The sequence below is a fragment of the Streptococcus oralis genome (assembly GCF_001578935.1).
Classification (GTDB): domain Bacteria; phylum Bacillota; class Bacilli; order Lactobacillales; family Streptococcaceae; genus Streptococcus; species Streptococcus oralis_R.
Window position 1 is genome coordinate 317,321 of sequence record NZ_KQ969521.1, and the last position, 12,580, is coordinate 329,900.

Below are 12,580 nucleotides of genomic sequence, written 5' to 3' on the forward strand. Positions count from 1 at the left end.
GCTATCTATTGCCTTACTTAAACAATAAAAAAGAGGTAGTGGGACTTCCCACTTTCTTCATTTTAGAAAATAGAAGGGATTTATGAAACACTTACTATCTTACTTTAAACCCTATATCAAGGAAGCAATTTTAGCACCCTTGTTCAAGTTACTTGAAGCTGTGTTTGAGCTCTTGGTTCCCATGGTGATTGCTGGGATTGTTGACCAGTCCTTGCCCCAGAGAGATCAAGGGCATCTATGGATGCAGATTGGCCTGCTCCTTATTTTTGCAGTGATTGGCGTTTTAGTGGCCTTGGTAGCTCAGTTTTACTCAGCCAAGGCAGCGGTTAGTTTTGCCAAAGAACTGACAGACGACCTTTATCGTCATATTCTTTCCTTACCCAAGAACAGCAGAGATCGTTTGACAACTTCGAGCTTAGTGACTCGCTTGACTTCGGATACCTATCAGATTCAGACTGGGATCAATCAATTCCTGCGCCTCTTTTTGCGAGCGCCCATTATCGTTTTTGGTGCCATTTTTATGGCCCATCGCATCTCGGCTGAGCTGACTTTCTGGTTTTTGGTTATGGTTGTCATTTTGACGATTGTTATTGTCGGCCTATCTCGGCTGGTCAATCCTCTCTACAGTAGTCTCAGAAAGAAAACGGACCAGCTAGTTCAGGAAACGCGCCAGCAATTACAAGGCATGCGAGTTATTCGTGCTTTTGGTCAGGAAAAACGAGAGTTACAGATTTTTCAAACTCTTAACCAAGTTTATGCTAGATTACAAGAAAAGACAGGTTTCTGGTCTAGTTTATTAACACCTCTGACCTATCTGATTGTTAATGGAACTCTCCTCGTTATCATCTGGCAGGGCTATATTTCAATTCAAGGAGGTTTACTCAGTCAAGGTGCCCTGATTGCCCTTATCAACTACCTCCTGCAGATTTTAGTAGAATTGGTTAAGCTCGCCATGCTGATTAATTCCCTCAATCAATCCTATATCTCAGCCAAACGAATTGAGGAAGTCTTTGCTGAAGCTCCAGAAAACATCCATTCAGAATTAGAACAAAAGAAAGTTACCAGCGATCAGGTTTTACAAGTCAAGGAATTAACCTTTACCTATCCTGATGCAGCCCAGCCTTCTCTGAGAGACATTTCCTTTGATATGAAGCAGGGGCAAATCCTTGGTATCATCGGAGGTACGGGTTCTGGTAAATCAAGCTTGGTGCAAGTCTTACTTGGTCTTTATCCAGCAGACAAGGGAAGCATTGACCTTTATAGAGATGGACGTAGTCCTCTTAATCTTGAGCAGTGGCGGTCTTGGATTGCTTATGTTCCCCAAAAGGTCGAACTCTTTAAAGGAACTATTCGTTCCAACTTGACTCTAGGTTTCAATCGAGAAGTATCTGACCGGCAACTCTGGCAGGCCTTGGAGATTGCGCAAGCTAAGGATTTTGTCAGTGAAAAGGAAGGACTTTTGGATGCCCTAGTTGAGGCAGGAGGTCGAAATTTCTCAGGCGGACAAAAACAAAGGCTGTCTATCGCACGAGCAGTCTTGCGCCAAGCTCCATTTCTCATCCTAGATGATGCGACCTCAGCCCTCGACACCATCACTGAGTCCAAGCTCTTGAAAGCTATCCGAGAGAATTTACCTAACACGAGTTTAATCTTGATTTCTCAACGAACTTCGACACTTCAGATGGCTGACCAGATTCTCCTCTTGGAAAAAGGTGAGTTACTAGCTGTTGGTAAGCACGAGGATTTGATGAAGACTAGTCAAGTTTATCGTGAGATTAATGCATCCCAACATGGAAAGGAGGACTAGCATGAAACGACAAACTGCAAACCAGACGCTCAAACGTTTGGCTAAGGATTTAGCAAGCCATCCTTTCCTCCTTTTCCTTGCCTTTCTAGGAACTATTGCCCAAGTTGGCTTATCAATTTACCTACCTATTCTGATTGGACAGGTCATTGACCAAGTTCTAGTGGCTGGTTCATCACCAGTTTTTTGGCAGATTTTCCTCCAAATGATATTGGTGGTCATAGGAAATACACTGGTACAATGGGCCAATCCTCTTCTTTATAATCGTCTAATTTTTTCTTATACCAGAGACTTGCGAGAGCGAATCATCCATAAGCTTCATCGTTTACCGATTGCTTTTGTGGATCGGCAAGGTAGTGGAGAGATGGTTAGTCGTGTGACCACAGACATAGAACAGCTGGCAGCCGGCTTGACCATGATTTTTAACCAATTTTTCATTGGTGTCTTGATGATTTTGGTTAGTATTCTAGCTATGCTCCAAATTCATCTCCTCATGACCCTCTTGGTCTTGCTGTTGACGCCATTATCTATGGTGATTTCACGTTTTATTGCCAAACGCTCCTATCATCTCTTCCAGAAGCAAACAGAGACGAGGGGAATTCAGACTCAGTTGATGGAAGAGTCGCTTAGCCAGCAGACTATTATCCAGTCCTTCAATGCTCAGACAGAGTTTATCCAAAGACTGCACGAGGCGAATGCTAACTACGCAGGCTATTCTCAGTCAGCCATCTTTTATTCATCAACGGTTAATCCTTCGACTCGCTTTGTCAACGCACTCATTTATGCTCTTCTAGCTGGAGTAGGAGCTTATCGTATCATGATGGGGTCCACCTTGACCATTGGGCGTTTAGTGACTTTTTTGAACTATGTCCAACAGTACACCAAGCCCTTTAATGATATTTCTTCAGTTCTAGCTGAGTTACAAAGTGCTCTCGCTTGCGCAGAGCGCGTCTATGCTGTCTTAGAAAGTCCAGAGGTGGCTGAAACAGGTAAGGAAATCTTGACCAGTGACCAAGTCAAGGTGGCCATTTCCTTTAAGCATGTTTCTTTTGGATACAATCCTGAAAGGATCTTGATTAAGGATTTGTCTATCGATATCCCAGCTGGTAGCAAGGTGGCCATCGTTGGTCCGACAGGTGCTGGTAAGTCAACTCTCATCAATCTCCTCATGCGTTTTTATCCTATTAACTCGGGAGATATCTTGATAGATGGGCAATCTATTTATAATTATACCCGAGCATCATTGAGACAGCAGTTTGGCATGGTGCTCCAAGAAACCTGGCTCAAGCAAGGGACTATTCATGACAATATTGCCTTTGGGAATCCTGATGCCAGTCGGGAGCAAGTGATTGCCGCTGCCAAAGCAGCCAACGCAGACTTTTTCATCCAACAGTTGCCACAGGGATACGATACTAAGTTGGAAAATGCAGGAGAATCTCTCTCTGTCGGTCAAGCCCAGCTCTTGACCATCGCCCGAGTCTTTCTAGCTATTCCAAAGATTCTTATCTTAGACGAGGCGACTTCCTCCATCGATACACGGACAGAGGTGCTAGTACAGGATGCCTTTGCCAAACTCATGAAGGGGCGCACAAGTTTTATTATTGCTCACCGTTTGTCAACCATTCAGGATGCGGATTTGATTCTTGTCTTGGTAGATGGTGACATTGTGGAGCATGGTAACCATCATGATCTCATGGCTAGAAAGGGCAAGTATTACCAAATGCAAAAAGCTGCGGCTTTTAGCTCTGAATAATCCTTTCTATTTTGAAATTTTATGGACAAAAAAAGTTGCCTTCGGGTGACTTTTTTGTTACAATAGCTAGAAAAATTATTCACTGTAAATTGTCTTTTAGAAAAGGAGCCTATAATGAAAGTCTATCAGCATGTAAATATCGTGACTTGTGACCAAGATTTCCATGTTTATTTGAATGGAATCTTAGCCGTTAAGGATTCTCAAATTATCTATGTCGGTCAAGAGGAGCCAGAGATTTTAGAGCAAGCTGAGCAGATTATAGACTATCAGGGAGCCTGGATCATGCCTGGTTTGGTTAATTGCCACACCCATTCTGCTATGACAGGTTTGCGAGGGATCCGAGATGACAGCAACCTCCATGAATGGCTCAATGACTATATCTGGCCTGCAGAGGCTGAGTTTACTCCAGATATGACTACCAAGGCGGTCAAAGAAGCTCTGACAGAAATGCTCCAGTCAGGCACAACAACCTTCAACGATATGTATAATCCCAATGGAGTGGAGATTGAGCAAATTTATCAGGCAGTCAAGGCCTCTAAGATGCGTTGTTATTTCTCGCCGACTCTCTTTTCTTCAGAGACAGAAACAACTGCTGAGACCATAAGCAGAACACGAGCTATCATCGAGAAAATCTTAGGATATGAAAATCCAAATTTCAAGGTTATGGTAGCTCCTCACTCTCCATACAGCTGTAGTAGAGACTTGCTGGAAGCAAGCTTAGATATGGCAAAAGAGTTGGACATTCCCATCCATATCCATGTGGCAGAGACCAAGGAGGAATCAGGAATTATCTTGAAACGATACGGCAAACGTCCCCTCGCCTTTCTAGAAGAACTGGGTTACTTAGATCATCCGTCTGTTTTTGCTCATGGGGTCGAATTAAACGAGAGAGAAATTGAACGCTTGGCAATGTCTCAAGTAGCTATTGCGCACAATCCTATTAGTAACCTCAAATTGGCATCAGGTATTGCTCCCATCATCCAACTGCAAAAAGTGGGAGTAGCAGTCGGTATTGCGACTGACTCAGTTGCTTCTAATAACAACTTAGATATGTTTGAGGAAGGACGGACTGCAGCCCTTCTTCAGAAGATGAAAAGTGGAGATGCCAGCCAATTTCCTATCGAAACAGCCCTAAAGGCTTTGACGATAGAAGGTGCTAAAGTTCTTGGAATGGAAAATCAGATAGGAAGTCTGGAAGTTGGTAAACAAGCAGATTTTCTCGTTATTCAACCACAAGGAAAAATCCATCTTCAACCTCAGAAAAATATGCTCTCTCATCTGGTTTATGCTGTCAAATCCAGTGATGTTGATGATGTTTATATCGCTGGAGAACAGGTGGTTAAGCAAGGCAAAGTTTTGACAGTAGAGATTTAAAAAAATTTAAAAAAAGTTTGCAAAAATCTTGCATTCTTTTTTTGTCTATGCTATACTTATATACGGTTTGAAAAAACTGCCTAAGACAGTAGGGGAGCTCGACTCATAAAGATCCTACCGAGGACAAAACGTATCATGTAAAAAGAAGCGTATTGTACTTTCGTGTCTAGGTTTGGGCGCGTTTTTCTTTTGGAAAAATTCCCCAAGCAAAATAATTACGGAGGTGAACACACTAATGAGTGAAGCAATTATTGCTAAAAAAGCGGAACTAGTTGACGTAGTGGCTGAAAAAATGAAAGCTGCTGCATCTATCGTCGTTGTAGACGCTCGTGGTTTGACAGTTGAGCAAGATACAGTTCTTCGTCGTGAGCTTCGTGGAAGCGAAGTTGAGTATAAAGTCATTAAAAACTCAATCTTGCGTCGTGCAGCTGAAAAAGCTGGTCTTGAAGATCTTGCATCAGTATTTGTTGGACCATCTGCAGTAGCATTTTCTAACGAAGATGTTATCGCGCCAGCGAAAATCTTGAACGACTTTTCTAAAACTGCTGAAGCACTTGAAATCAAAGGTGGTGCAATCGAAGGCGCTGTCGCATCTAAAGAAGAGATTCTTGCACTTGCAACTCTTCCAAACCGCGAAGGACTTCTTTCTATGCTCCTTTCTGTACTTCAAGCACCAGTGCGCAACGTGGCACTTGCAGTCAAAGCAGTTGCAGAAAGCAAAGAAGACGCAGCTTAATTTTAATCTGCGCAGCGTAGCCTAGCTACAAAAACTATTTAAAATTAAAAACTTATTTGGAGGAAATAACAATGGCATTGAACATTGAAAACATTATTGCTGAAATTAAAGAAGCTTCAATCCTTGAATTGAACGACCTTGTAAAAGCTATCGAAGAAGAATTTGGTGTAACTGCAGCTGCTCCTGTAGCTGTTGCTGCAGCTGGTGCTGCTGACGCTGGTGCTGCTAAAGACTCATTTGACGTTGAGTTGACAGCTGCTGGTGACAAAAAAGTTGGCGTTATCAAAGTTGTACGTGAAATCACTGGTCTTGGACTTAAAGAAGCTAAAGAACTTGTTGATGGTGCACCAGGTGTCATCAAAGAAGGCGTTCCAACTGCAGAAGCTGAAGAAATCAAAGCTAAATTGGAAGAAGCTGGAGCTTCAGTTACTCTTAAATAATAGAGCGACTACTTTTGTAGCTTAAAAACATGATTAAACCGCTATTCTTAGGAGTAGCGGTTTTTCTTTTTGTTCAAGAAGGGGCAAAAAAGGGGCAAACTAATTATATAGTTTATCTAGGAGACAAACAACTTTTGAATAATGGGTTTTCCATAAAAAATGATCCAAGTTTTTACCTGCCAGTTAGGGGATGTGTTTTTTCTTAACTTGTGTAACTCGATGAACTTCTCTAGAGTTGAATTCCTCCCAAAATGTGTCTAGGATATTGACAGAAAGTCAAACGGATTGCTAATAGTTTTGATTCTTTTTTAATGGTTAATTCATGAACTAAAAGTTTTTCTAAAACTACTTTTATTATTGATGGTTAATTTCTTTAGCAGTTAGGGGGGGTGGGTGTTTTAGGTGTTACAAGTTTGAACGGGATACTGATGATAATAACATAAAAATGGCGTAACTTCACTCTAACTAGTTGAAATAAAGTCTATACTTTTGATAAAATAATTGTAAGAACAATATATTAAAAATATAGTTGAAGGGATGTTCAATCGAATACGATGAATTGGAAAGAAAATAAAAGGGTTGAAAAATATGCAATCCGTAAACTCAAATTAGGTGTAGGTTCTATTCTTCTTGGCGCAACCATTCTAGGTAGTCCACTTCTATCAATTTCTGTAAAAGCCAATGACAAGAGTGAAAACAAAGTTATTCAATTTCATTACTTAGAAGATAAAGAATTGACTGTGGATGAGCAAAATCTTATTCATAAAGAATTGCCGAATCGTATTTTACAGGATACTTATTATCTGATTTATAGGAAAAAGGAACAATTGACTCTTCCTAAGACTGGTTCAGTTTCTTCTTCTCTGTTTTTAGTGGGAAGTTCTGGAGTTGTATTACTTGTTTTGGTTATTTCGAAAAAAAAGCCTTCTAAGATATTAGGTGTTTTAGTGGTTGCTTCTGTCGGAAATAGTTTATTCCTACCCTACGATGTATTTTCTCTAATGTATGGAAGACTATCTTATTACGATCAAAGTAAACAGATAGATTCAATGTCTGATTGGTTTCAAGGAGTGATTGAAATCGATGGGTATGATTATATCGGATATTTGTCAAGTGATGATTTAGGGGAATTCCGAAAGGGAGAATCAACAAAAGAAAAAGGAGGACTTATTTCTGAAGTTCCTTCCTTGTTGACAGTTGCAGATTCCATTTATCCGGCAACTACTGATTTCTTAACAGCACCCAAGAAACCAGTCTATGGCGAAAGCGGAACTCCCTTGGTAGAGGCAGAGAAGCCAGTTTATGGCGAAAGCGGAGCTCCCTTGGTAGAGGCAGAGAAGCCAGTCTATGGCGAAAGCGGAACTCCTTTGGTAGAGGCAGAGAAGCCAGTCTATGGCGAAAGCGGAACTCCCTTGGTAGAGGCAGAGAAGCCAGTCTATGGCGAAAGCGGAACTCCCTTGGTAGAGGCAGAGAAGCCAGTTTATGGCGAAAGCGGAGCTCCCTTGGTAGAGGCAGAGAAGCCAGTCTATGGCGAAAGCGGAACTCCCTTGGTAGAGGCAGAGAAACCAGTTTATGGCGAAAGTGGAACTCCCTTGGTAGAATCCGAGAAACCAGTTTATGGCGAAAGCGGAACCCCCTTGGTAGAGGCAGAGAAGCCAGTCTATGGCGAAAGCGGAACTCCCTTGGTAGAGGCAGAGAAACCAGTTTATGGCGAAAGCGGAGCTCCCTTGGTAGAGGCAGAGAAGCCAGTCTATGGCGAAAGCGGAACTCCCTTGGTAGAAGCTGAGAAACCAGTTTATGGCGAAAGCGGAACTCCTTTGGTAGAATCCGAGAAACCAGTTTATGGCGAAAGCGGAACTCCCTTGGTAGAGGCAGAGAAGCCAGTTTATGGCGAAAGCGGAACTCCCTTGGTAGAGGCAGAGAAGCCAGTTTATGGCGAAAGCGGAACTCCCTTGGTAGAATCCGAGAAACCAACGTATGTTGTTAAACAAGGTAAACTTCCTCCTATTCTTACCTTAAATAAAATAGATTCAGACTTTCTTGACCATTCTGTAGATTTGCGTTATTTCCTTGAAAATAAGGATAAGGTAGAAGTTAAACAGATTATTGCTGAAATAAAAACGAATCAAGATACTGTTCGTACAATTGAATTGAATTTGAATACATTAGCAACTCGCATAGATAATCTTAAGCTTTACAAAGATTATAAGGTTGCGACGACTATTTATTATGATGGAGGGAAAGGTTTAGAGCACATAAAGCTTGCAGAGAAGAACTTTAGACTAGATGCTAAGAAAATAGAACTGAAAGGTATTCAATCAGTATCTATGATGAAATTTGGAAATGGGCAGGAGATACAAGTAACTCACTTGTCAGAAATTCCACATGATTTAGCAAATTACTATTTAAAACTAACTTCTACGAATAACAAAGATACGATTCTGTCAGTGGACAACATTACAGAGGAAAGCATTGAAAATAAAAAGGTATTCAAAATTCATTCTAATGATTTGAACTTAGTAACACGTAAAAAAGATGGCCGTTTGACGTCAGGTTTTGATTATTATATGGAAAAGACTATTCCTCATGAAGAGAATGTGTTTTATGATTTTAAAGATTTGATTATGGCGATGGCATCAAATCCTTCAGGGACATTTATATTGGGAGGAGATTTATCGGCACGTCATGTAAAACCAGAAGGGAATGGGAAATCTTACATTAAAGGGGAGTTTACTGGGCAATTAATTGGGGAATTGAACCAAAAAAGACATGCCTTATTTGATTTACAGTATCCTCTGTTTGATACGATTAAGTCTGGTAGTGTGAGAGATATTGACTTTAAACGAGTACAGATGGTATTTCCAGACAGTCCTCAAGGAGATTCTATTGCAACTATTGCAAAAACTATAAAGGACAAAACAAGAATTGAAAATGTCCATGTTGAAGGTTATCTTGAAGGACGAGATCATGTTGCTGGACTTGTTAATAATCTTGAAAGTAATTCACAAATAGAGAATGTATCCTTCACAGGGAAAATAAAATCTAAAGGAGGAAATTCTGTCACTGCAGGAATTGCAGGTAGAAATATGTTGTCGCTAGTTAAACGAGCTTTTGTTGATGCAACGATAGAAGTGTATGGTTCGACGAATTCGAGTATGCTGGTAGCTCAAAATGGGACAACAATGGATGCTAGTGGTGGCTGGGGAACTTGGGGAAAACTAACTCAATCCGTTGCCAAAGGGAGTCTAGAAATTAAACGAAGTGGACAAGCAGGAGGAATTGCAGCAACTATTTGGCCTTATGGTGCCATTGATAATGTCGTTAGTTATGCCAAAGTACTAAAAGGAAAGGAGTTGTTTGGTTCAGATAGTGATTTAAATAATCGTTGGTTTAAACAAAAGATTACCAACATGTTTGGAGTGAAGGAGAGTAGTTCAGGCGAAGCAGGGAAAGATACCTCTTACCAACGTCTCTCTAAAGAAGAAGCAGACAAACGAGTTGCAACCTATCAGATCACAGCAATGCATTCAAGTAGCGCAGATAGCTTGTTGATTGATCGATTAAACGCTAGTTGGAAAACAGGAGCATCCCTTGAAATGATAGAAGATTACAACCCTGAAAATCAAAAGGTCTATACGAACCTGCTCCAGTTTACACCATATTATAATAAAGAATTTATAATCCATGAAGGAAATCGTTCAAACATTCATCAAACCACTCTTGCTATAAAGAAAATTAAATCGATTGTTGCTTTAAAAGGAAATAATTTCGTTTTTTCTGGTAGAGATATCGATCATGTGATGGTTCATTATGAAGATGGTAGCCAAGAACGATACGCAGTGAACTTTAATGGAGGCTCACTAGATTCGAATACGTTGGAATATACAGTGAATGATTTAGGTATAGTCTACACCCCTGACTGGATGTATGATAATGTGGAAACTTCCGAGGTAGATGCCCTTGTAAAAGAACTTGAAAAAGTAGACTTATACTCAGATAAAGTGTATCACATACTAGGAATTGAGAAAGAAAATACAAAATTGGATAAAGTAAAGAGACTTTTCCTAGATGAATCAGTGGATGCAGTCAAAAAGCAACTTCCCGTTATGCTTAAATCTATTCTTACGACTGAATGGCTACAGCTACACCATAAAAATCAAGGTGCCCGTAGTAGCTTAAAAGAAAAAATCATTGCTAATAAAGAAGCTATTGTACTTGCCTTAAGCTATATCAATCGTTATTATGATGTGCATTTCTCTCATTATGATATCAAAGATTTATTGCTTTTTAAACCTGGTTTTCATGGAGAAAAGATTGATCTCTTGAAACGATTGATTGCTTTAGGTAATGTGGGTGAGAGAAAATTAAGGGGATCGGAAAATGCTATCTTATATAAGGAGTTTTTTGCAAAAGAAACACATCAACGAGAACTAGTTGATTATCTAGAGTATAATCGCTCTTTACTGACTCATTACACTACAACAGAAGAATGGTTTAAGGATGTAACGAAAGAGCATATTCAATTTGAAGAGCGTCCATCGCTAGTGGATGAAATTAAACAAGCTACCTATCGTGTATATGATCACTTGAGAGCTGAACATTATCAAGGATTTATTTTACCCTTGTTAACTCTTAAGAAAACACACTTGGCTATCCTTTCAAATTATAGTACGATGGCATTTGTCAGTAAAGAGAAGCGACCTAATTGGACGGGCGATGAATTTAATAAATGGATAAAAATAGTGGCAGATGCCCATAGAAATCATGTAGATACCTGGTATAAAATTTTACCTGATTCCATTAAAGGAAAAATGGTTAAAGAAAATGTAACAGCAATTTGGGAAGGATTGAGTATTCCAGGAAGTGAATGGGTAGACGAGAACGGAAATGACAAAAAAGGAAATCCTTATGCGCCAGCAAGAGAATTTTATAATCTTGTTGGAGGTCCTATGGGCGGATGGTATTCCTACCATGGTTATGGAGCTCATGCAGGAGGAAGAAATCGTGTCAATTATGAGGCTTTTGACCTTTTAAGTGAGTATGGCATTTCTGTTTTTACGCATGAGTTAACGCATGTTAACGACTCATGGATTTATTTAGGAGGTTACCCTAGACGCGAAAATATGGGGCCGGAAGCTTATGCACAAGGCTTGTTCCAGTCACCGGTTCCTCGTCAACCCGGCTGGGGTGCACTTGGATTGAATATGGCATTTGAACGGCAAAATGATGGAAATTTAATCTATAATGCTTCACCGACTCAGTTTAAGAATCAACAAGAAATCAACACTTATATGAAACAGTATAACGACACTCTGATGCTCTTAGACTACTTAGAAGGAGATGCCGTTATTTCCCAAGGTAAGGAAGCGGTTATGAAATGGTTTAAGATAATTGAACCAAAAATAATTAGTAAAACAGCTCAGTACGATACAGTTCGCCCATTAACAACTGAAGAGAAAACACGACTTTCAATTACTAGTGTTGATGATTTGGTAGACCAAGCTTTGATGTCTGATAGAGCAGTAGACAATGAAACTTACAATCCAGCAGATTTTAAGACAAGTTATATTGCAATAGATTATATGACTGCTATCTATGGAGGTGGGAAAAATTCTATCGGATCACCGGGTGCTCTAATGTTCAAACACAATACTTTCCGACTTTGGGGATATTATGGATTTGAAAAAGGAGTATTGGGTTACGCTTCGAATAAATATAAAAAGCAGGCGATTGAAGAAGGACAACTAGGATTGAGTGATGATTTCATTATTTCTAAAATTTCTAATGGAGAATTTACAAGTATGGAGGCCTTCAAAAAAGCCTATTTTGCTAAGGTAGTGAATCAGCTAAAAGAAAAAGGTATTCGCTCTGTTGTGATTCGACAGAAAGAATATAGTAGTTTTGATGAATTACTGGAAGGTTTTAAAGAAGCTGTTCAAAAAGATTTGGCTAAAAGTCAATTCAATGAACAAGAAACAAGAAACTTTAAATTTGAAGTCTTCAGGCAGTTACTGCAACAAACCGATAGTTTTAAACAGTCTATTTTCAAATGAGGCTAGTAGAGACTAGCTTTTACCGCAAATTAGTAAGTTATCGAAAATTTCAAAAGATTTAAAATCAACGCTTAAAGCGATGACTTCAAGTCTTATTTAGGATTTCTCCAATCGTTTACTCTCTATCAGTTAAAATTATCAGGCTCTATAATATTTGTAGTGGGTAAATCTCCTATGGATCTTATGGAGCCTATTTTGTTGTAGAAAAAAGTTCCATATGACCTATAATGAAAAGCGACTAAACCATCATTAGGAAGAATCATATGGAACCATTGCATTTTATCATAAAACTATTCGATATTAAAGACCCTAATATCCAATTTATGGATATCATCAAGAGGGATACTCACAAAGAAATCATCGCTAAACTGGATTACGAAGCTCCATCTTGTCCTGATTGCGGAAATCAAATGAAGAAAT

The 12,580-nt window shown here is 39.7% G+C and carries 6 protein-coding genes, 1 pseudogene and 1 other annotated feature; all 7 genes and pseudogenes read left to right on the plus strand.

Annotated features, from left to right (window positions below):
- The first annotated feature begins 82 nt into the window (after window positions 1–82).
- Entirely contained in the window at window positions 83–1,807 is a 1,725-nt protein-coding gene (locus SORDD15_RS01590; protein ID WP_061413769.1) for an ABC transporter ATP-binding protein, read from the plus strand.
- A gap of 1 nt (window position 1,808) precedes the next feature.
- Window positions 1,809–3,557, plus strand: coding sequence for an ABC transporter ATP-binding protein (locus tag SORDD15_RS01595; protein ID WP_061413771.1), 1,749 nt, complete (start codon window positions 1,809–1,811; stop codon window positions 3,555–3,557).
- A 114-nt stretch (window positions 3,558–3,671) separates the two neighbouring features.
- Window positions 3,672–4,931, plus strand: a complete 1,260-nt coding sequence (locus SORDD15_RS01600; protein ID WP_061413773.1) for a TRZ/ATZ family protein — start codon at window positions 3,672–3,674, stop codon at window positions 4,929–4,931.
- A 61-nt stretch (window positions 4,932–4,992) separates the two neighbouring features.
- Window positions 4,993–5,128, plus strand: a sequence feature (ribosomal protein L10 leader region).
- A gap of 38 nt (window positions 5,129–5,166) precedes the next feature.
- The gene (rplJ, locus tag SORDD15_RS01605) at window positions 5,167–5,667 is read left to right on the plus strand and encodes a 50S ribosomal protein L10 (protein WP_061413777.1); all 501 of its coding nucleotides are present in this window, start codon (window positions 5,167–5,169) and stop codon (window positions 5,665–5,667) included.
- 71 nt (window positions 5,668–5,738) lie between these two features.
- Entirely contained in the window at window positions 5,739–6,107 is a 369-nt protein-coding gene (rplL, locus tag SORDD15_RS01610) for a 50S ribosomal protein L7/L12 (protein ID WP_001196964.1), read from the plus strand.
- Between the two features lie 554 nt (window positions 6,108–6,661).
- Window positions 6,662–12,160, plus strand: coding sequence for a ZmpA/ZmpB/ZmpC family metallo-endopeptidase (locus SORDD15_RS01615; RefSeq protein ID WP_061413778.1), 5,499 nt, complete (start codon window positions 6,662–6,664; stop codon window positions 12,158–12,160).
- Window positions 12,161–12,423: 263 nt separating this feature from the next.
- Window positions 12,424–12,580 (plus strand): annotated as a pseudogene (locus SORDD15_RS10190) (ISL3 family transposase); the annotation flags it as partial.